Origin of the sequence: uncultured Sphingomonas sp., from assembly GCF_913776855.1 — a bacterium.
Classification (GTDB): domain Bacteria; phylum Pseudomonadota; class Alphaproteobacteria; order Sphingomonadales; family Sphingomonadaceae; genus Sphingomonas.
On the sequence record NZ_CAJYQD010000031.1, the window covers coordinates 58,184 to 76,914 of the forward strand.

At 67.1% G+C, this 18,731-nt stretch carries 22 protein-coding genes and 1 pseudogene; 15 read left to right on the forward strand and 8 right to left on the reverse strand.

The features are described from left to right. The first annotated feature begins 136 nt into the window (after positions 1–136). The 11 genes from QZ755_RS08360 (at position 137) to QZ755_RS08410 (ending at position 7,048) form a co-directional block, all read left to right on the forward strand. Positions 137–958 (forward strand): pyruvate, water dikinase regulatory protein, encoded by an 822-nt coding sequence (locus QZ755_RS08360; protein WP_294321871.1) that lies wholly within the window; start codon positions 137–139, stop codon positions 956–958. After that, positions 955–1,551, forward strand: coding sequence for a Maf family protein (locus QZ755_RS08365; RefSeq protein WP_294321826.1), 597 nt, complete (start codon positions 955–957; stop codon positions 1,549–1,551). The genes QZ755_RS08360 and QZ755_RS08365 overlap by 4 nt, the downstream gene beginning before the upstream one ends. Continuing rightward, positions 1,548–2,357, forward strand: coding sequence for a shikimate dehydrogenase (gene aroE, locus QZ755_RS08370; protein WP_294321828.1), 810 nt, complete (start codon positions 1,548–1,550; stop codon positions 2,355–2,357). The genes QZ755_RS08365 and aroE overlap by 4 nt, the downstream gene beginning before the upstream one ends. A gap of 139 nt (positions 2,358–2,496) precedes the next feature. Continuing rightward, positions 2,497–3,093 (forward strand): dephospho-CoA kinase, encoded by a 597-nt coding sequence (gene coaE / locus QZ755_RS08375; RefSeq protein ID WP_294321830.1) that lies wholly within the window; start codon positions 2,497–2,499, stop codon positions 3,091–3,093. Between the two features lie 7 nt (positions 3,094–3,100). Continuing rightward, entirely contained in the window at positions 3,101–3,787 is a 687-nt protein-coding gene (dnaQ, locus tag QZ755_RS08380; protein ID WP_294321831.1) for a DNA polymerase III subunit epsilon, read from the forward strand. A 58-nt stretch (positions 3,788–3,845) separates the two neighbouring features. After that, positions 3,846–4,445, forward strand: coding sequence for a ribosome-associated translation inhibitor RaiA (gene raiA, locus QZ755_RS08385; protein WP_242414920.1), 600 nt, complete (start codon positions 3,846–3,848; stop codon positions 4,443–4,445). Position 4,446: 1 nt separating this feature from the next. Continuing rightward, positions 4,447–4,914 carry a PTS sugar transporter subunit IIA gene (locus QZ755_RS08390; protein ID WP_294321837.1) on the forward strand — a complete coding sequence of 156 codons (468 nt, stop codon included), beginning with the start codon at positions 4,447–4,449 and terminating at the stop codon, positions 4,912–4,914. Then, positions 4,874–5,365, forward strand: a complete 492-nt coding sequence (locus QZ755_RS08395) for a PaaI family thioesterase (RefSeq protein ID WP_294321838.1) — start codon at positions 4,874–4,876, stop codon at positions 5,363–5,365. Before QZ755_RS08390 ends, QZ755_RS08395 begins: the two co-directional genes overlap by 41 nt. Beyond that, positions 5,362–5,697, forward strand: a complete 336-nt coding sequence (locus QZ755_RS08400; RefSeq protein ID WP_294321841.1) for a DUF1491 family protein — start codon at positions 5,362–5,364, stop codon at positions 5,695–5,697. Before QZ755_RS08395 ends, QZ755_RS08400 begins: the two co-directional genes overlap by 4 nt. A 166-nt stretch (positions 5,698–5,863) precedes the next feature. Further along, positions 5,864–6,502 carry a cell wall hydrolase gene (locus tag QZ755_RS08405; RefSeq protein ID WP_294321843.1) on the forward strand — a complete coding sequence of 213 codons (639 nt, stop codon included), beginning with the start codon at positions 5,864–5,866 and terminating at the stop codon, positions 6,500–6,502. Between the two features lie 48 nt (positions 6,503–6,550). Next, positions 6,551–7,048 carry an MmcB family DNA repair protein gene (locus tag QZ755_RS08410; protein WP_294321845.1) on the forward strand — a complete coding sequence of 166 codons (498 nt, stop codon included), beginning with the start codon at positions 6,551–6,553 and terminating at the stop codon, positions 7,046–7,048. Between the two features lie 231 nt (positions 7,049–7,279). Here QZ755_RS08410 and QZ755_RS08415 read toward each other — a convergent pair whose 3' ends face one another. From QZ755_RS08415 to bamE, 6 genes are all read right to left on the reverse strand, one after another. Next, positions 7,280–8,041: a TIGR02186 family protein gene (locus QZ755_RS08415; RefSeq protein ID WP_294321847.1), complete on the reverse strand. Its 762-nt coding sequence runs from the start codon at positions 8,039–8,041 to the stop codon at positions 7,280–7,282. Further along, positions 8,038–8,952, reverse strand: coding sequence for a sulfite exporter TauE/SafE family protein (locus QZ755_RS08420; protein ID WP_055784928.1), 915 nt, complete (start codon positions 8,950–8,952; stop codon positions 8,038–8,040). Before QZ755_RS08420 ends, QZ755_RS08415 begins: the two co-directional genes overlap by 4 nt. Positions 8,953–8,998: 46 nt before the next feature. Continuing rightward, positions 8,999–10,018 (reverse strand): hypothetical protein, encoded by a 1,020-nt coding sequence (locus QZ755_RS08425; protein ID WP_294321852.1) that lies wholly within the window; start codon positions 10,016–10,018, stop codon positions 8,999–9,001. After that, complete coding sequence (locus QZ755_RS08430; RefSeq protein WP_294321853.1) at positions 10,015–11,406, reverse strand: glycosyl transferase family protein; 1,392 nt, start codon at positions 11,404–11,406, stop codon at positions 10,015–10,017. Before QZ755_RS08430 ends, QZ755_RS08425 begins: the two co-directional genes overlap by 4 nt. 227 nt (positions 11,407–11,633) lie before the next feature. Further along, the gene (locus QZ755_RS08435) at positions 11,634–12,143 is read right to left on the reverse strand and encodes an RcnB family protein (protein ID WP_294321855.1); all 510 of its coding nucleotides are present in this window, start codon (positions 12,141–12,143) and stop codon (positions 11,634–11,636) included. A gap of 184 nt (positions 12,144–12,327) precedes the next feature. Beyond that, the gene (gene bamE, locus QZ755_RS08440; RefSeq protein WP_294321857.1) at positions 12,328–12,801 is read right to left on the reverse strand and encodes an outer membrane protein assembly factor BamE; all 474 of its coding nucleotides are present in this window, start codon (positions 12,799–12,801) and stop codon (positions 12,328–12,330) included. Positions 12,802–12,918: 117 nt separating this feature from the next. On the opposite strand from bamE, the gene QZ755_RS08445 reads away from it, so the two are divergent. Further along, positions 12,919–13,428 carry a ubiquinol-cytochrome C chaperone family protein gene (locus QZ755_RS08445; RefSeq protein ID WP_294321858.1) on the forward strand — a complete coding sequence of 170 codons (510 nt, stop codon included), beginning with the start codon at positions 12,919–12,921 and terminating at the stop codon, positions 13,426–13,428. Further along, positions 13,425–13,943, forward strand: coding sequence for a YceD family protein (locus QZ755_RS08450; RefSeq protein ID WP_294321860.1), 519 nt, complete (start codon positions 13,425–13,427; stop codon positions 13,941–13,943). The genes QZ755_RS08445 and QZ755_RS08450 overlap by 4 nt, the downstream gene beginning before the upstream one ends. Before the next feature lie 130 nt (positions 13,944–14,073). On the opposite strand, the gene QZ755_RS08455 is transcribed toward QZ755_RS08450, so the two are convergent. Continuing rightward, complete coding sequence (locus QZ755_RS08455) at positions 14,074–14,715, reverse strand: TetR/AcrR family transcriptional regulator (protein WP_294321863.1); 642 nt, start codon at positions 14,713–14,715, stop codon at positions 14,074–14,076. 115 nt (positions 14,716–14,830) lie between these two features. Here QZ755_RS08455 and QZ755_RS08460 point away from each other — a divergent pair, with 115 nt between their 5' ends. Further along, positions 14,831–17,068: a TonB-dependent receptor gene (locus tag QZ755_RS08460; protein ID WP_294321865.1), complete on the forward strand. Its 2,238-nt coding sequence runs from the start codon at positions 14,831–14,833 to the stop codon at positions 17,066–17,068. A 147-nt stretch (positions 17,069–17,215) separates the two neighbouring features. Then, a complete protein-coding gene (locus tag QZ755_RS08465) occupies positions 17,216–18,442 on the forward strand; it encodes an MFS transporter (RefSeq protein WP_294321867.1) in 1,227 nt (408 codons plus the stop codon). 128 nt (positions 18,443–18,570) lie between these two features. Here QZ755_RS08465 and prfC read toward each other — a convergent pair. Further along, positions 18,571–18,731 (reverse strand): annotated as a pseudogene (gene prfC, locus QZ755_RS08470) (peptide chain release factor 3); the annotation flags it as partial.

Genomic DNA, 18,731 nt, shown 5'->3' on the forward strand with positions numbered 1-18,731 from the left:
GTGGGCGGAATCGCTCCCTGTGTCGGGATTGTGGATAAAATGGGCATGAAACCGGGCTTTCCCACAGCTTGGCGGCGCGACCGACTTACGCTAGCCCCTGCCCCCGACTTATCCACAGCCTTGTGCAGAAAGGCGGCTGATGCGGCTGCACCTCCACCTCCTGTCCGACTCCACCGGCGAAACGCTGGAGAATATCGCGAAGGCAGCGCTGGCGCAGTTCGACGATGTCGACACGATGCGCCATTTCTGGCCGATGGTCCGCTCCGAAGCGCATCTGGAGCGCATCCTGGCGGAGATCACCGTCAATCCGGGCCTCGTGCTGTTCACGCTGGTGAATCCGGCGATCCGGCGGATGCTGGAGGCACGCTGCGCCGCATTGGGCCTGCCGATCGTCGCGCCGATGGACGCGGTCAGCAACGCGCTGTCCAGCCTGCTGGGACAGGAGGCGAAGGCCCGTCCGGGCCGGCAGCACAGCCTCGACGCCGCCTATTTCGCCCGCGTCGATGCGATCCAGTGGACCATCGCCCATGACGACGGCATCGCGTCGGAGGATTGGGAAGAGGCCGACATCGTGCTGGCGGGCGTGTCGCGATCGTCCAAGACACCGACCTCGATCTATCTCGCCAATCGCGGATACAAGACGGCGAACATTCCGATCGTGGTCGAAAGCCCGCCGCCGCCGATCCTGTTCGGGTTGCAGCACCCGCTGGTCGTCGGTCTGACGACCAGCGCCGACCGGCTGATCGCGATCCGGCGCAACCGGCTGCTGTCGCTCAACCAGATGCCCGATACCGATTATGTCGAACAGGATGCGGTGGTGAAGGAATTGTCGTTCGCCCGGCGGATGTTCGCCGACAATGGCTGGCCGGTGATCGACGTCACCCGCCGTTCGATCGAGGAAACGGCGGCGGCGATCATCACCCTGTGCAACGACCGCAAGCTGGAGGCGCGCGCATGAGCTTCGTCCTCGCCTCGATGAGCGCGACCCGCCGCGCGATGCTCGACGCCGCCGGCATCCCGCACGATGCCATGGCCAGCGGGCTGGACGAGGAAGCGGCCAAGGCGGCGCTCGCGGCTGAACGTCTGAAGCCCCGCGACCTGGCCGACGCGCTGGCGGAGATAAAGGCGATGCGTGCCGCCACGCGGGTCGGCGGCGCGATGGTGCTGGGCGGCGATTCGGTGGTCGCGCTCGCGGATGGCACGGTGCTCGACAAGCCGGTCGACCGCGCCGATGCCGCCGCGCACCTCCGTGCCATGTCGGGCGGGCGCCATGACCTGTTCAGTGCCGCCGTGTTCGTCGAAGGGGGTCGTCCGGTGTGGCGCCATATCGGCCATGCGAAACTCACCGTCCGGCCCCTCTCGGACGCGTTCATCGACAGCTATCTCGACGCCGAATGGCCGGCGATCGCCGGCTGTGTCGGCTGTTTCCGGATCGAGGGGCCGGGCGTGCAGCTGTTCGACCGGATCGATGGCGATCATTGGACGATCCTTGGAATGCCCTTGCTCGAAATCGCGCGCTATCTGCGCCAACGGGGAAAACTGCCCGCATGAAACCTTATGCAGAGGTGATCGGCGATCCGATCGCCCATTCCAAATCACCGGTAATCCACAGCTTCTGGCTCGATCAGCTGGGATTGGACGCCGAGTATCGAAGGTTCCACGTGAAACCTGACGATCTCGCCGCCTATTTTGATCGCCGCCGCGCCGATCCGCATTGGCGTGGGTGCAACGTCACCGTGCCGCACAAGCTGGCTGCGCTGGATCATGTGGCCGATCCGGGTCAGGTGCGCGGATCGATCGGTGCGATCAACACCGTCTTCCGCGGCGAAGGCGGCGACTGGATCGGCACCAACACCGATGCCGCGGGTTTCCACGCCCCGATCGCCGGACTCGACCTGACGAAGCAGCCGGTGGCGGTGATCGGTGCCGGCGGAGCCGCCCGCGCGATCCTGTTCGCGCTGTCGCGGCTGGGTGTCGGACGCGTGACCGTGCTGAACCGGAATCCGCTCAAGGCAGCGGCGTTGCTGTCGACCTTCGGCCTGAAGGGAGATGCCCTGCCCCTCACCGCGCCGCTGCCGGCGGCAAAGCTGCTGGTGAACGCCAGCACGCTCGGCATGACCGGCCAGCCGCCGCTGGAGATCGACCTGTCGCCGCTGCCCGACGATGCCGTGGTCTATGACGCAGTCTATGCGCCGATCGAGACGCCGCTGTTGGCACAGGCCCATGCGCGCGGCCTCGACACGGTCGACGGCCTCGAAATGCTGGTCGGACAGGCGGCACTGGCGTTCGAGCTGTTCTTCGGCGTCGCCCCGCCGCGCGACCGGGACGACGCGTTGCGGGAACGGTTGCTGGCGTGAGCGCCGCCCTGCCCCCCACGACCCGTACCCCGGCGAAGGCCGGGGCCCAGTTACGGAACGCAACTGGTTATCCACAGCCGTTCCCCGACTGGACCCCGGCCTTCGCCGGGGTACGCGATCGGCGGAACGGGCTAACACCATGACCCATATCCTCGGCCTCACCGGATCGATCGGCATGGGCAAGTCGACCGTCGCGCAGATGTTCCGCGACCTCGACGTGCCGGTGTTCGACGCCGACGCGACCGTCCACGCCCTGCAAGGCCCGAACGGCGCCCTGCTGCCCGCGATCGAGGCTGCCTTTCCCGGCACCACCGGCCCGAACGGCGTCGACCGCCCGCGCGTGCGCGACCGGATCTTCAGTGATCCCGACGCACGCCGCCGCCTCGAATCGATCGTCCACCCGGCCGTCGCCATGCAGCGCCAGCGCTTCCTCGACGCCCATGCCGACGCACCCCTCGTCGTCCTCGACGTCCCGCTGCTGTTCGAAACCGGCGGCGAGTCGCGTTGCGACTCCGTGGCCGTCGTCTCCGCCGGACCCGACGCGCAACGCGCCCGTGTCCTTGCCCGGCCCGGCATGACCGAATCGGCCTTTGCCGCAATCCTCGCCACCCAGCTGCCCGACGCCGAAAAACGCGCCCGCGCCCAACATGTTATTCACACCGATACGACACTCGCCGCCACCCGTGCCCAAGTCGCCGCGCTGGTCGCTTGCATGGGGGCACGCGAAGGCGGATAAGGTGGGAATGCGTGAAATCGTGTTCGATACCGAAACCACCGGCTTCAAATTTTCGGAAGGCGACCGGCTGGTCGAAATCGGATGTGTCGAACTGGTCAACCGGGTCGAAACCGGCGCCACCTTTCACCGCTATTTCAATCCCGGCCGTTCGATGCCGAAGGAAGCGGAGGCAGTACATGGCCTGTCCGATGCCTTTCTGTCCGACAAGCCGGCGTTCCACACCGCGATCGACGAACTGCTCGAATTTCTCGGCGACAGCCCGCTGATCGCGCACAATGCCAGTTTCGACTTCGGCTTCCTGAACGGGGAACTGGGCGCAGCGAAGCGCGATCCGATCAGCCTGACCCGCATGGTCGATACGCTGGCCATCGCGCGCAGCCGCCATCCGGGTGCCAAGCATACGCTCGACGCGCTGTGCGTGCGCTTCGGTATCGACCGCAGCCGCCGTGTGCTGCACGGCGCACTGCTCGACGCCCAGCTGCTGTCGCAGGTCTATGTCGAATTGATGGGCGGCCGCCAGATCGGCTTCGGGCTGGATGCCACGCCGGCGGAGGTCGCCGATGCGGTAGAGGTCGTTGCCCCGTCGCGTGCGCGACCGCCGCGCCATTTTTCGGCCAGTGAGGCCGAACTCGCCGTCCACGCCGCGTTCGTCGGCACGTTGAAGGACCCGTTATGGGGCCAGTCGCCGAGCTGAGGCGTTGACACCACCCGCTTTCAGCGGCTCTCACGATTTCACAATGACGGAGGATTACATGGACATCCGGGTTTCGGGGCACCAGGTCGATACCGGGGACGCGCTGAAGGAGATGGTCCAGGAGCGACTCCAGGGCATCGCCGACAAATATTTCCAGCGCGCGATTTCGGCGACCGCGACGTTCAGCAAGGGTCCGCACGACAATGGCTTCGTGTGCGACATCGTCTGTCATGTGACCCAGGGCCTCGTCCTGAAGGGCCATAACACCGGACAGGAGGCGCAGGGCGCGTTCGTCGGTGCCGCCGACAAGATCGAAAAGCAGCTGCGCCGTTACACCCGCCGCCTGAAGGATCGCAACGCGGCTCAGGTCGTCGCGATGAACGAGGCCGGCGGCTATGACAACGGCTTCGATAATGCCGGCTACACCGTGTTCGGTGGCGGCGAGCAGGAAGAGGAAGAGGTTGCCGACGCCCCGCTCATCATTGCCGAGACGCGTGTCGACGTGCCCGACGCCAGCGTGTCCGATGCGGTGATGATGCTCGACCTGCGCAACACCAACGCGCTGCTGTTCAAGAACAGCGGCACCGGATCGTTCAACATGGTCTATCGTCGCCACGACGGCACGATCGGCTGGGTCGAACCCAATCGCGCGGCCTGACTTGTACGATTTCCATGATCTCGTGACGCCGGAAACGGTGCTGGCGGATGCTTCCGCCAGCAACCGCAAGGCGCTGTTCACCTATATCGCCTCCGTCGCACAGCCTGCGGCGGGGGTCGATGCGAAGCTGCTCGCCGATGGCATGGCCGATCGCGAGAAGCTCGGCACGACCGCCTTTGGTGGTGGCATCGCCATTCCCCATGTGCGGACCGACTGTCCACAGGGAGTGTTCGGCATCTTCGTCCGGCTGGACCGGCCGATCGATTTCGGCGCGGTCGACGAATTGCCGGTCGACCTGATCTTTGCACTGTTCTCGCCCCGTCAGGCAGGCAGCGATCATCTGAAGGCGTTGGCGCGGGTGTCGCGCGCGCTGCGGGATGCCGGCTTTCGGGCGAAATTACGCGGTGCCGGGTCGGCCGACGCGCTCTATGCGCTGCTGTCGGGTGTCGAGGCGCGTGACGCAGCCTGACGTGCCGGCCGGCGAAGCGGCGCATTTTCGGGCGTTGGAGGCGCTGTACGCCGCCGCACCGATCAACCGCCTGTTCGATTCCCGGCTCGAAATCGTCGAAGCCGGGGTCGCGCGCATTCATTTCACCATCGATGAACGCCATTTCCATGCCGCAGGCGCAGCGCATGGCACGACCTATTTCAAAATGCTCGACGATGCCGCCTTCTACGCCGCCAACAGCCTCGTCACCGATCGCTTCCTGCTGACCACCGCGTTCAACCTGCTCCTGCAGCGGCCGCTCGGCCCTGGCCGGGTGATCGCCGAAGGACGCTGGGTATCGGGCAGGCGCCGGGTGTTCATCGCCGACGCGCATCTGATCGATTCCGAGGGCGAGGAAGCGGCACGCGGCACCGGCACCTTCATGAAAAGCCGCATCCCGCTCGCCACCCTGCCGGGCTATCGCGCGCAGTGAGCGATTGGCCGACGGCACTGCGGGTCAACGCCTTTGCGCGGGCCGTGGAGGCGGCCGGCGGCAGCGCGATGATTCTGGCGCGCGGCGACCGCGATTCAGGCGTCGTCCTGTTGCTGGCGATCGATCGCGATGGCACCGCTCGCCTGCTGGAGCGCGAACGCGACCTCGACGGACGTGCCCGGATCATCCACCACAAACCCGATCTGGTAGGCGAACGCGATCTGACCCCCTATTGGCAGGAACGCCGCCGACGCGACCCCGATCTTTGGGTCGTAGAGGCGATCGTCGCACGCCCCGAACCGCTGGCCGCTGAAACGCTGTGGGCCGATTGACCGCGCGACTCGGGCATCGCTAAGCGGCGGGTATCGGAGACAAGCGCTGGACCCGCCGGGTTGGGGCAGGTGGCGCAGTCGGGGGGCAGGTGCCTGTGTTTCATCGTGGACAAGGTTCCACGTGAAACCTGTTGGGCGCGGGTCGACCGCATGAATGTGACGATCGATGAAGCTGCGCTTTCCCATGGCGATGCTCGCCGCCATGACCCTGTTCGCCGGAGTACCCACGGCCGTATCGGCGGAAGAGGCGTCGCCCGGTTCCGTCACTAACCTGCCTGCCGTGGCAAAGGTTCCCGTCCGTTTCGCCCCGCGTCAGGAAATCGTGCAGGACATCGCATCGAAGCCGGTCGCGGCGACCGACACGACGGTCGAAACCACTGAAACTGACGCCGAGTTCGCGACCCTCGCTGCCGCCGTCGCCGCGCAGCCGGCCACGATCGATGACGACGAACTCAACTGCGTCGCCATCGGCGTCTATTATGAATCGAAGGGCGAGCCGCTGACCGGCCAGCTTGCCGTTGCCGACGTCATCCTCAACCGGGCCAGTTCGGGCCGCTTCCCCGCCTCGGCGTGCGGCGTGTTGACCCAGCGCAGCCAGTTCTCGTTCGTGAAGGGCGGCCGCCTGCCCGATGTCGATACCAGCCGCCCGGCATGGAAGACCGCCGTCGCCATCGCCCGCATCGCCCGCGACGACCTGTGGAAAAGCCCGGCAAAGGGTGCCCTCTTCTTCCACGCCCGCCGCGTCAGCCCGAACTGGGGCAAGACCCGCGTCGCCTCGCTCGGCAACCACATCTTCTACCGCTGAGCCCGCTCCCCCCTTCCATCGTTCGCTAAATGTTCCTATACTGCCCCGATGGCCAGTATTGCCCTCGGTGCCCAGCCTCCTGCCCCCGATACCCATCCGCTGATCGCGGCAGAGGTCGCGCGCGGCGTCACGCGCATGTTGTTGGCGCATGACCTGACCGCGATGGCCGAAGTCCCGCTCGATGGGGGACGGCGTGCCGACCTGATGGCGATCGATGCCCGTGGGCAGATCGTGATCGTCGAGATCAAGGTGTCGCGCGCCGACCTGCTCGGCGACGGGAAATGGACCGATTATCTCGGCCATTGCGATCGCTATTTCTGGGCGGTTCCGGCGGGGTTCGACGTCACCCCGCTGTCGGGCGAAGCGTTCCTGCCCGAACGTACCGGGATCATCGTCGCCGACCGCTATGAAGCGACCATCCTGCGCGAGGCATCGACCACCCCCCTGCCCGCCCATATCCGCAAGCGCTGTACCCTCGCCTTCGCCCGCCGGGCCGCCCGCCGCCTGATCGGCGCGGTCGATCCCGAAGCGATCCAGGGCTTTTAGCCCATCCCTCTCCCATCAGGAGAGGGAGCGAGGCGCGCAGCGCCGAAAGGGTGAGGATGATCCGCTTTCCTACCGCGAAGCCCCATGTCAGGGTCGCCGTACGCTCGTTGCTAGCTCCCCCGCTCCGCTCCGCAGCGCTGGTCACAAACTGCGTACGAGTGTGAACTTTGTGAACTTTGAAACACGCGCCGAAAATTTATACCTATATTACAGCGCCTTACCGATACTAACCTAAAACCGCCGCCAGAGCGCCCCGGCCGCCCAGCCGAAGCCGACCGACAACAGGACCGCCGCCAGCCCGTACAGCACCGATGCCTGGTTCGCGGCGATTGCGACGAAGCGCTCGAACCCCGATTTGCGGATCTCGATGTCGCGCACCGCCGCCGCCAGCACCCGGCCGTCACGGATCAGGAAGGTTTCAGCGGTGAATTTGCCCACCGGCACGCGCGCGGGAATGGTGATCGATGCGCGGTACAGCACGTCGTCGGTGATCTCGACTGCGCCGGGCGTCTCACGATACAGCCCCGCCCGTTCCCGCAGATCGACGAATCCCTTGGCAAAACGCGCCTGATCCTCGGCGGAGGTGCCGGCGGCGGGTGACAATTGCAGGCTGTCGAGCCCCAGTTCGTAGATCGCCCGTGTCCGCTCATCGACCATCCGCTCGATCGGCCGGGCAGAGGCGATGGCGTAGAAGGACGGGGCGGAGCGATAGCGCATCCGATCGGCATTGACCCAGATGCCGGCGACCTTTTCCATTTCGCGCACCCCGATCGATTCGGGTGGCCCCTTCACCACCACCACGATCTCCGCCGGGCGGTCCCCCTGCGGCACGCGTTCGCCGGGATAGAGGATCGCGCCGAACAGCAGCAGTTCGGCGCCGGTGAAGGAATAGGCGATCTGGACGTCGCGCGTCGATACATCGGGCACCAGCACCGGTGCCGCCGCCCCCATCGTCAGCGGCGCCAGCAACGCCAGGGCCAGCGCGCGCCTCATGCCGGCTGCACCGTATAGATATCGTCGGGCCGCCACCCCAGCCCCAGCGCCATGCGGAACGCCACCGCCAGCACGATGATGGCCAGCGCCAGCCGCAGATATTCGGGCTTCGCCTTCTGCGCGAACCGGGCACCGATCTGCGCCCCGGTCACCGATCCGATCAGCAGCAGCACCGCCAGCACGATGTCGACCGCTTTCGTCGTCAGCGCATGGACCATCGTCGCCGCTGCGGTGACGAACAGGATCTGGAACAGCGACGTGCCGACCACCACCCGCGTTCCCATGCCCAGCAGGTACAGCATCGCCGGCACCAAGATGAACCCGCCACCCACGCCCAGCAGCACGGTCAGCATCCCCGTGGCGAACCCCAGCAGCAACGGCGCCAGCGGCGAGATGTACAGGCCCGACGCATAGAATCGCCAGCGGAGGGGCAGCGCCGCGACCAGCGGATGATGCCGCCGTCGCGCCGGGCGGGGCGGGATCGCGCCGCGCAACACGCGGACGGCACCGATCGCCTCCTTCAGCATCAATCCGCCGATCGACCCCAGCATCACGACGTAGAGGATGGCGATGACGGTATCGATCTGCCCGCTCGCCTGCAGCAGGCGGAATACACCCGCACCGGCCACCGACCCTAATACGCCGCCGGCCACCAGCACCCATCCCATGCGGAAATCGACCCCGTCGCGCCGCAAATGCGCAAAGACGCCCGATACGCTCGCCCCGGTCACCTGGCTGGCGGCGGATGCGGCGGCAACCGTGGGGGGAATGCCATAAAAGATCAGCAGCGGCGTCGTCAGGAACCCGCCACCGACCCCGAACATGCCCGACAGGAACCCCACCCCGCCGCCCAGCAGCACGATGACCAGCGCATTGACCGACAGGTTGGCGATAGGGAGGTAGAGGTCCATGGCCCTTCCGGTTACCGCGTTCGGCGCCAGTGTGCCAGCAAGGCGTTCAAAAGTCGCTGCCGATGGTCAGCGCCGGTCCCGATCCCGGTGCGGCGCGACCCCCGACCCGCTGCCGCCAGTCGAGTGACAGCCGTACCGTCCCGCGCCCGACCGGCACGGCCGCCACGGCGGACGGCCCGATATCGACCCGCGCCCCTTCACGCTGCGCCCCGGCCCAACCACCGACACCCAACCGGACCGTGCTGCGTCCGATGCTGGCGACCGGATGCAGCAGCCGCGCGGCACCATCGGCATAGGGTTCGATTCCGTCGCGGGCGACCGCCCCCGCCTGGCCATAGGCCTCGACCGCGACATCGCCGCCCAGCCCGCGATCGATCCCGGCGATCAGGCCCATGCCGGTCCCGCTATGCCCGCGATCCAGCGCGACGCGCCGTTCGACCACCATCGCGACGGGTGCGGGCAGCGGGCGCCATTCGATGCCCAGCGCGGCTTCCCGCCCCTGCCCGGCCAGCGGCGTGGCGATTCGACCGGCGACCGCCGCGCGCCCGTCCGGCGTCACCGGCATCCGCACGCGCATCCCGGCCTGCCCGCCGCCCAACTGTACCGGTCCCCCGGTCGCGGCGCCCGGCCGCGCCAATGCCCATAGGCTGACGGTCAGGTGCGGTCCCGATCCGGTCGGCAGCGGCGGCGACAGGATCGGCGCGGCGCCGGTCCCGACCGGTTCCGCCGACGCGAACCCGACCAGCGCCAGCAACGCCAGCTGCACCCGTGCGGGATCGGTGGCGCCTGCCGGCTCCGGTGTCTGCGCGAGGGCGGCGATGACCGGTACTGTCGCGCGCACCCGGAGCGGACGAACCGTACGCAACGGCGCGGTCCATGGTGACGCTCCGACCCCCGTGTCCGCGGCACGCACGGCCGGCGGCGCCCCCTGCCCGGTCGGCAGCACGATCCGCACCCAATGGTCGGGGGGCAACCCGTCCGGCCATAGCAACGCAACCCGCATCCCGACCCAGCCGACCGTGACCAGCGCCAGGAAGCGCAACGGGCGTCCGCGCGCCGGTGTCATGCGCCCGGCAATTCCGCGATGTCGGGGAAATGATGCGCGGTCTTGTCCCACCGCACCGGGCGTCCTCGCAGTCCAGCGGCATAGCGCACCACCGCGCGCCGCGCCGCCAACAGTGCGACGAGGTTGCCGACCAGCATCCGTGGGATCGACCTGAGCGCTTCTCCCCGACCATAGCTAAGCCGCACCACGGCCCAGCGCATCGCGGTCCGCCACACCAGCAAACACAGGTTGATCGCGAGTACCAGCTGGAGCGCCAGGTCGATCGCCGCGCTCTCGCTCCCGTGCAGGCGATGCAGCACCTCCCCCAGTCCCCATGCCAGCAGCGCCAGATAGGCGACGGCCAGCACCGGGATCGCCAGGATCGCCCGCCGGTCGCGCACCCGCATCCAATGGTCGTGCAGCCCCCCGCCCGGCTGCCACCCGATCCGGTCCCATCCGGCAAGGGCGATACCGGTCATCCACCGTGCCTTTTGCCGGACGGCGGCGTCGAGTCGGGCGGGGAAAAAGGCGCGCACCGCCACCGGCGACCCGCCCGGCGCCTCGCGCACCGCCACGAACACCACCCGCCCGCCCAGCGCGCGAACGGTCAGCCCCAGTTCGTAATCCTCGGTAAGGCTGGTTTCGTCGAACGGTACGCCCCCGCGGCGTTCAGCGATCCGGTCCAGCATGTCGGCAGAAATGGCACAGCCGACCCCGGCCAGCGGCAATTCGGCACCCAGCGCGCCACGCACCGGCAGTTGCCGGCCATGCGCCTCGGCAAATTCGTCGATATAATGGCCCGATACCCAACGCGATTCGGGGTCGGCGAGCGGCAATACCGGAACCTGTACGGTATCGGCGTTGCGGAGCAGGTAATCGTACACCCGCAATTCGCCGGGATGCACCACATCCTCGGCATCGTGCAACACCATCGCGGTGAACGGCCGGCCTTCGTCCCGCCCATCGGCGACGACCGCCCGCCATAGCGCGTTCAGGCAATCGGCCTTGGTCGTCGGACCGGGAAGCGGCGTCAGCGTCAACCGCACCCGGCTGTCCTCGGTCGCCACCGCAACGATCGCGGCGATGGTCGCGCGATCGTTTGGATAGGCTCCGGCATAGAGCCGCCAGTCGGGATGGTCGAACCGCGCCAGCGTCGCGCGGAGCATGGCACCGATCACACCGGCTTCGTCCCATGCCGGCACCAGCACCGCGATCCGCCCGGTACAGCCTTCGCGCGGAAAGTCGTCCAGTGTCGCATCGGGCGTCGCGCGCCACCAGCGTCGGATCGCCCGGAGCAGGAACGCGCCATCGATCGCCAGATCGTCCAGCCCGCCGATCAGGAAACCGACGGCGGCGAACAACATGGTTTCGCGCGCGATCGCATCGATCCCCGCGATCACCGCGTCCATGCCCGTCCCCCGCAGCTGCCCCCGATACGATCTACGATGGAGCTGCGGGCGCAGACAAGCCGCTCAACCGGCATGACCTGGGTTATGGTAACTTTTTATTTCCGGCCGATTGAACCGGTCGGGGGCCGGGACGTTGGCGAAAACGGTCCTTAATCCCCCTTTCGGGACTGGTGCCACGCGCACCGGCCGCGCCGAGCGTATCGACGGCGCGGCCGAACCGCGCAGGGTTACCAGTAGAAGTTGCGGATGACGTCGATCACCCGACCGCGCCGGTAATCGACCAGCAAGACATCGTTATAATGCCGCACCCAGCGCTGGTTCACGCGTGCCGGCGGCAGGCGATATCGACCGGGATCGGCGATCCAGTAACGCTGCGCATAATAGGGCCGGCCGATCGCGAGGCCAGGGCGGAACGTCTGGTAACGGAACGGCGCGTTCCAATTGCCACGGGCATAGACATTGCGGTGTCCCTGACGATAGGCGCGCCAGTCGTTGCGGCCCCAAGCCCGGTCGCGCAGGTCTTCACGATATTCGCGGCGGGCGCGGTTGAGGTCGCGGCGTTCGTTGCGGATGTCGCGCGGGCTGCCATAACGCAAGGCCTGACGATATTCGCGGCGTTCCTCCCGAATGTCGCGTTGGTCGCGACGGAGTTCGTGGCGCGACTGGGCTATAGCCGGGGTGGCGATGGCGGGAAGGGCGACCGTCGCCGCCAGCGCTGCCAGGATGATCTTTCGCATCGGAATTGCTCCTGTCCTTGGGATGAAGACAGGATTGCCCAAGTCGCGCTGAACGCTCGGCGAATGCGATCGTCAGCAATTTGAAAGGCTTGGCCGCATCGCCATCCGTCACTCCCGTCTGCGCGGGAGTGACGAACGCCTTTACCGACCGGCAACGCGACGCTCGCGCCGGGACTAGGCGACCTTACCGGTTCTGCGACGGCCCGCCGGTGCCCGGCGCCCCGACCGTGCCGATATTGCCGAACAGATCGCGGAAGAAGTTCGATTCGCGGCCCAGCGTCGGGGTCTTCTTGTCCCACGGGCTGATGCCGACGACCTGGTCGACGCCGGTGCGGTCGATCTTGGTCACGTTGCCCGCCTGGTCGAAACTGATCTTCAACGTCGTCTGGTCGACGGCACGCGGGCGGTTGAACGCCAGGTTGCGGCTGTCGCGCGACAGATAGAACCATTCGCGGTCGGAAAACTGGCCGACGAAGGTGGGCGTGCCCAGCGTCTGCAGCACCGACTGGCGGGTATCCACGCCCGGCTGGACCGCATTGACCAGATCGGGATCGATGACATAGCCCTGGTGGCTGCGCAGCTTCGTGCAACCTCCCAGGCCCGCCGCGGCACAGGCGATCATCAGCGCCACTGCGCCACGGGTGGGGAACCGAACCATAAAATCTCCGTCCAGCGAACGCGCGACCGGGCCCACGCGATTGCATCGCGCGGCCATGCGTTCAATATGACGGACCCGCGCCATCCACAAGCGCGCCCTTCATCTGCCCGGAGAGTCATGCCGCTATCCCGCCTGTTCCGTCGCGAACCGCCGCCGCGCATTGCCGCCACGCTGTACCAGGCGGTCGTCGCGCACGGGCGGATGCCGCACTGGTACCTGACCGGGGCGGTGCCCGACACGCTCGACGGGCGGTTCGACATGATCGCCGCCGTGCTGGCGATGGCCATGTTGCGGCTAGAGGGTGAGGGGGCAGGGGCCGCCCCCGCCGCGAGCCTCGCCGAATGTTTCGTCGACGATATGGACGGACAGCTGCGCCAGATCGGCTTTGGCGACATGGTGGTCGGCAAGCATATCGGGCGGATGATGGCGGCGCTGGGCGGTCGGCTGGGCGCCTATCGCGACGGGCTGGCGGACGGCGGGTTCGAGGCGGCGCTGGTGCGCAACCTGTATCGCGGCGTTGAACCTGCCCCCGACGCGCTTACCCATGTCGCGACCGAACTGCGAACCTTCCGTGCCGCGCTCGACGGCGTGGCCATCGACGATCTTCTTGCCGGAACCCTGCCATGACTCCCGAATTTCACCGCCCCGTCCGTATCGACCAGATCGGGGAGGGCGAGATGCGTCAGCATATCGCGGCGGATGCCGATGAACGTCGCCGGCTGATGAGGCGCTTCAACCTGCTCGAACTCGACTCGCTTGAGGCGGACTATGCCCTGCGCCGCGATGCCGCCGGTATCGTCGCCACCGGGCGGTTGACGGCGACGGTCGCACAGCCCTGCGTCGCCAGTGGCGAACCGGTGCCCGAGTCGGTCGATGAACCGTTCACCCTGCGCTTCCTGCCCGAAGGCAGCGTGGAACAGGGCGAACTCGAACTCGACGATGCCGCGATGGACACGATGTTCTACAGCGGATCGGCGATCGATCTGGGCGAAGCGGCAGCGGAAACCCTCGCGCTGGCGCTCGACCCCTATCCGCGTAGTCCCCATGCCGAGGAAGCGTTGCGCGCGGCCGGCGTGCTGAAGGAGGAAGAGGCAGGACCGATGTCCTCGCTTGGCGGCCTCAAGGACCTGCTCAAGAAATAGGTTCACGCGGAGGCGCGGAGGAAGGGCAGGCTGCGAAGCAGCCCTCACTTTTCGCTACCGCACAGCGCGACGTCTCCCGAACGCGCGCCACGCGCAGGGACGCAACCCCTCCGCGCCTCCGCGCGAACCCCTATTCTTCCTTCGGGCCCTTCGCGCCTTCGCGTGAACCAAAAATCCCCCGCGCCAGCACCGAAGCGATGACATCCGCCACCTCCTCCGGGGCACGATCCTCATCCCACACGCCGTAGCGCAGGCCGAGGAACACGTTCATCCCCATGATCGCCCAGGCATGGACCTCTGCCTGGGTATCGTCCGGCCCGGTGCGGATGCGCGCGGCGATGCGGTCGGCGGTCGTCGCATAATGTCGGCGGAAGCTGGCCGGATCGACGAACTCGGCCTCGTCGATGATGCGATAGATTTCCTTGTGGCTTCGTACGAAGCGGATGAATTCCAGCAGGCCGGCGCGTTCCGCCGCGATGCGCCCGTCCGCCTCGCGAATCGCCGGGCCGACATGGTCGCGCACCTGCGCCGACATGTCGGCGACCAGCGCGCGGAATACTGCGTCCTTCGAATCGAAATAGGTGTAAAAACTGCCCAGCGCCACGCCGGCCCGCCGGGTGATTCCGCTGATCGATCCCTCGTGGAACCCCTTTTCCCCGAATTCGGCGGCGGCGGCGTCGAGGATGGCGCGCTGCGTCCGGCGACCGCGTTCGGTGCGCGGCACTTTGTCCGCCGATGCAGGGGCACCGGGACCGGCAGCGTCGGTCGCCATGATTTTTCTCCTCTCCTTCCGGGCATAAGTTGAAACCCGGTTCATCTTTCAGTATAGCGAAGCGCAACGACGTACAACCCGGCCAACGGGTGGCGTTTATAGCAGGGAGAGGTCGATGCGCCGCACATTCGCAATCCGCGCCAGTCTGTTGATGGGGGCGGCGCTCGCCGTGTCGCCCGCGCTGGCGCAAACCACGGAAACCCCGCCGGCGGCCCCGGCCGAATCGGCATCGGTGGTCGAGGATCAGGGCGATGGCGACATCGTCGTCACTGCGCGGCGCCGCGCCGAAAGCGTCATCGACGTGCCGATCGCCATGTCGGTGGTGACCGGGGACCAGCTGACTCGCACCGGCGCGGTCGACATCACCGCATTGCAGGACAAGACGCCCAACCTGACGCTGCAGATCGCGCGCGGGTCGAACTCGACGCTGATCGCGTTCAGCCGCGGCGTCGGGCAGCAGGACCCGCTCTGGGGCTTCGAACCCGGCGTCGGCCTGTATCTCGACGACGTGTATGTCGCCCGCCCGCAGGGTGCGGTGCTCGACATCTTCGACGTCGAGCGGGTCGAAGTGCTGCGTGGGCCGCAGGGGACGCTGTACGGTCGCAACACCATCGGCGGTGCGATCAAGTACGTGACCAAGCGGCTGGGCCACGATTATGCCGCCACCGCCCGCGCCTCCTACGGATCATACAACCAGTTCGATCTGGTCGGCCAGGTGACCGTGCCGATCGGCGATACCCTGTCGATCGGCGGTGCGATCGCCCGGTACAAGCGCGACGGCTATGGCAAGAACCTGACCACCGGTGCCGACCAGTATGACAAGGACGTGCTGGCCGCACGCGTGTCGGCCGAATGGACCCCGACCGATGCGATCTTCGTCCGGGTGGCGGGCGACCGCACGCTCGACCGGTCGAACCCGCGCCACGGCACCCGCCTGGTCGGCAACGGCAATGATGCGCGCTATGCCCCGACCGGCAATGTCTATGACACCCGTGCCGGCATCGGTGATCGCAACCGGGTGGTCGCGCAGGGTGTATCGCTGACCGGTGAGTTCCAGCTCAGCGACCTGCTCACCTTCAAATCGATCAGCGCGTATCGCGAAGGCGCGACCAACACCGTCATCGATTTCGACAACACCGTGCTGCCCACGCTCGACGTGCCGGCGGAATATGACGACAACCAGTTTACGCAGGAACTGCAACTGCTGTTGCAGGGCGACCGGGTGCAGGGCGTCGTCGGCCTCTATTACCTCAACGCCACCGCGTCGGGCGCGTTCGACACGGTGCTGGGGGGCCTCAACCTGACCACGCTGACATCCGGACAGGTCAAGACCAAGAGCTACGCCGCGTTCGGCGACATCAGCTTCGACGTGACTGACCAGCTGAAGATTTCGGGCGGCCTGCGCTATACCAAGGACGACAAGACCGGCACCGTCTTCCGCCGCAACTATACCGGCATCCGGTCCCCACGCTTCGGCAATGCGAACGCCGTACCGGGCCTGATCCGTACCGACTATACCAACGACCGCAGCTTCGACCAGTTCACCCCGCGCGTCTCGATCAGCTATGAACCGCGTAAGGACCTGAACCTGTATGCGTCATGGGGCAGGGGGTTCAAATCGGGCGGGTTCGACATGCGCGGCGACGCGGTGTTCACCCCGACGACGGTCAATGGCTATGATCCCGAAAAGATCACCAGCTACGAAGTCGGCATGAAGGGCGCGTTCCTCGACCGCACCCTGTTCCTGAACATGGCCGGCTATTATTCGCGCTACACCGACCAGCAAGTCACGATCCAGGTGCCGAACATCAATGGCGGCATCGCCAGCTTCGTCGATAACGCCGGCAAGGCCGACATTTACGGGCTGGAGATCGAGGGGCGGATGGTCCCGTCGCGCAATTTCTCGGCACAGGTGTCGTTCGGCTACACCAATGCCGACTACAAGGAGTTCCTGACCTTCATCAACGGCGGCACGACCCCGGTCGACGTGTCGAACCAGCGCGTGTTCCAGAATACGCCGGAATTTACCGCCGCCGCGTCGTTCACCGCCTCGACCGACTTTGCCGGCGGATCGCTGTCGGTGACGCCCGAGGTGACGTTGCGCAGCGACTATTCGCTGTTCGAAATCCCGACCCCGGCGCTCGACCAGGACGGCTATGCGTTGGTCAACGCCTCGGTCAACTGGCTGTCGGACAATGGTCGCTATCGCCTCGGCATGGCGCTGCGCAACCTGACCGATGAACGCTACCGCGTGGGGGGCTACAACTTCCCCGGCGCGCTCTTCGGCAATTCGATCATCGGCTATTACGGCCCGCCCCGCACCGCGACCGCCACGTTCGAGGTCCGCTTTTGATCCTCCCCGGTACGGGGAGGGGGACCAGCGAAGCTGGTGGAGGGGGCTGTCCCCTTGTCGCAACGGTGGTGGAGGTGGCGACCCCCCTCCACCATGCTACGCATGGTCCCCCTCCCCGCGGAGCGGGGAGGATTTTAGAGGGCCATCATGAAAAACCCCCGCATTACCCTCGCCATGTTACTGCTGGTCTACAGCTTCAACTTCCTCGACCGGCAAATCCTCTCGATCCTCGCCCAGCCGGTTCAGCGCGACCTTGGCCTCGACGACGGGCAGATGGGGATGCTGGGCGGCCTCGCCTTCGCCGCGCTCTATTCGACGCTCGCCATCCCCCTGGCGCTGCTCGCCGACCGTACCAGCCGCACCTGGGTCATCACCTTGAGCCTTGCCGTCTGGAGCGCGTTCACCGCGCTGTGCGGCACCGCGCAGAACTTTACCCAGATGTTCCTCTACCGCCTCGGCGTCGGGGTGGGGGAGGCGGGCGGCGTCGCCCCGTCCTATGCGCTGATCGCCGACACCTTCCCGCCCGAACGCCGCGCCCGTGCGCTCGCCATCTATTCGCTCGGCATCCCGCTGGGGGCGGCGGGCGGCGTGCTGCTCGGCGGCTATATCGCGCAGGCGGTGGAGTGGCGCACCGCCTTCTACACCGTCGGCCTCGCCGGGCTGGTGATCGCCCCCTTCTTCCGTCTGTTGGTCAAGGACCCGCCGCGCCCCGCCGCCAGCGCCGACCGCATTCCCGTCGGCCGCGTCTTCGGCATCCTCGCCGCCAAGCCCAGCTTCTGGCTGCTGGCGTTCGGTGCGGCGGCGGGGTCGATGTGCGGATACGGGGTGGCGTTCTGGCTGCCCAGCCTGATGATGCGCAGCTTCGGCCTCGACCTGATCCAGACCGGCCAGTTCTTCGGCGCGCTGCTGCTGACCGGCGGGGTGGCGGGCATCCTGCTCGGCGGATCGCTCGGCGATCGGCTGGGGCAGCGCGACCGGCGCTGGTACGCGCTGCTGCCCGCGCTCTGCTACGTTCTCGGCACGCCACTGTTCATCGCCGGCGTGCTGTCGGGCGGCTGGGTTGCTGCCTTCGCGCTGTTCCTGATCCCGCAGGCTTTGGTCTATGTCTGGCTCGGCCCGGTGCTGACCGCGGTCCAGCACCTCGTCCCCGGCCATATGCGCGCCACCGCCTCGGCCTGCTTCCTGCTCATCAACAACCTGATCGGGTTGGGGCTGGGCAGCTGGGTCGTCGGACAACTGTCGAATGGATTGGCTCCGACCTATGGCAACGAATCGCTGCGCTACGCCATCGCGGCGGCACTGTGCCTGTATCTGGTCGCCGGCGCGCTGATGGCGTTGGCCAGTCGCCGGCTGGCGCGCGACTGGGTGGCGTGACGCTCTGACGACGACCCATGCGTACCTTCGCCACAATCGTCACCCCAGCGCAGGCTGGGGTCTCCCTGTTATAGAACGCGCGCCTCGCCGCAGCAGCCCCCAGCCTGCGCTGGGGTGACGGTTGGAGCCTAACGCTCCCGCGTCGCCGCGAACGTCACCTTCGAATAACGATCGGCGATATAGCCGACCTCCCACGCGCTCTTGGCCAGAAACACCGGATTGCCGTCGCGATCCTTCGCCATCGCGCTGCGATGCAGGTCGGTGAACGCCTTCAAATCCGCCGGATCGC

Bases quoted from the DNA above. Each gene is read 5' to 3' on its own strand.
- QZ755_RS08365 (WP_294321826.1), top strand. From the start codon at position 955: ATGAGCTTCGTCCTCGCCTCGATGAGCGCGACCCGCCGCGCGATGCTC.
- aroE (WP_294321828.1), top strand. From the start codon at position 1,548: ATGAAACCTTATGCAGAGGTGATCGGCGATCCGATCGCCCATTCCAAA.
- coaE (WP_294321830.1), top strand. From the start codon at position 2,497: ATGACCCATATCCTCGGCCTCACCGGATCGATCGGCATGGGCAAGTCG.
- dnaQ (WP_294321831.1), top strand. From the start codon at position 3,101: ATGCGTGAAATCGTGTTCGATACCGAAACCACCGGCTTCAAATTTTCG.
- raiA (WP_242414920.1), top strand. From the start codon at position 3,846: ATGGACATCCGGGTTTCGGGGCACCAGGTCGATACCGGGGACGCGCTG.
- QZ755_RS08395 (WP_294321838.1), top strand. From the start codon at position 4,874: ATGCGCTGCTGTCGGGTGTCGAGGCGCGTGACGCAGCCTGACGTGCCG.
- QZ755_RS08405 (WP_294321843.1), top strand. From the start codon at position 5,864: ATGAAGCTGCGCTTTCCCATGGCGATGCTCGCCGCCATGACCCTGTTC.
- QZ755_RS08410 (WP_294321845.1), top strand. From the start codon at position 6,551: ATGGCCAGTATTGCCCTCGGTGCCCAGCCTCCTGCCCCCGATACCCAT.
- QZ755_RS08415 (WP_294321847.1), bottom strand. From the start codon at position 8,041: ATGAGGCGCGCGCTGGCCCTGGCGTTGCTGGCGCCGCTGACGATGGGG.
- QZ755_RS08420 (WP_055784928.1), bottom strand. From the start codon at position 8,952: ATGGACCTCTACCTCCCTATCGCCAACCTGTCGGTCAATGCGCTGGTC.
- QZ755_RS08425 (WP_294321852.1), bottom strand. From the start codon at position 10,018: ATGACACCGGCGCGCGGACGCCCGTTGCGCTTCCTGGCGCTGGTCACG.
- QZ755_RS08430 (WP_294321853.1), bottom strand. From the start codon at position 11,406: ATGGACGCGGTGATCGCGGGGATCGATGCGATCGCGCGCGAAACCATG.
- QZ755_RS08435 (WP_294321855.1), bottom strand. From the start codon at position 12,143: ATGCGAAAGATCATCCTGGCAGCGCTGGCGGCGACGGTCGCCCTTCCC.
- bamE (WP_294321857.1), bottom strand. From the start codon at position 12,801: ATGGTTCGGTTCCCCACCCGTGGCGCAGTGGCGCTGATGATCGCCTGT.
- QZ755_RS08445 (WP_294321858.1), top strand. From the start codon at position 12,919: ATGCCGCTATCCCGCCTGTTCCGTCGCGAACCGCCGCCGCGCATTGCC.
- QZ755_RS08450 (WP_294321860.1), top strand. From the start codon at position 13,425: ATGACTCCCGAATTTCACCGCCCCGTCCGTATCGACCAGATCGGGGAG.
- QZ755_RS08455 (WP_294321863.1), bottom strand. From the start codon at position 14,715: ATGGCGACCGACGCTGCCGGTCCCGGTGCCCCTGCATCGGCGGACAAA.
- QZ755_RS08460 (WP_294321865.1), top strand. From the start codon at position 14,831: ATGCGCCGCACATTCGCAATCCGCGCCAGTCTGTTGATGGGGGCGGCG.
- QZ755_RS08465 (WP_294321867.1), top strand. From the start codon at position 17,216: ATGAAAAACCCCCGCATTACCCTCGCCATGTTACTGCTGGTCTACAGC.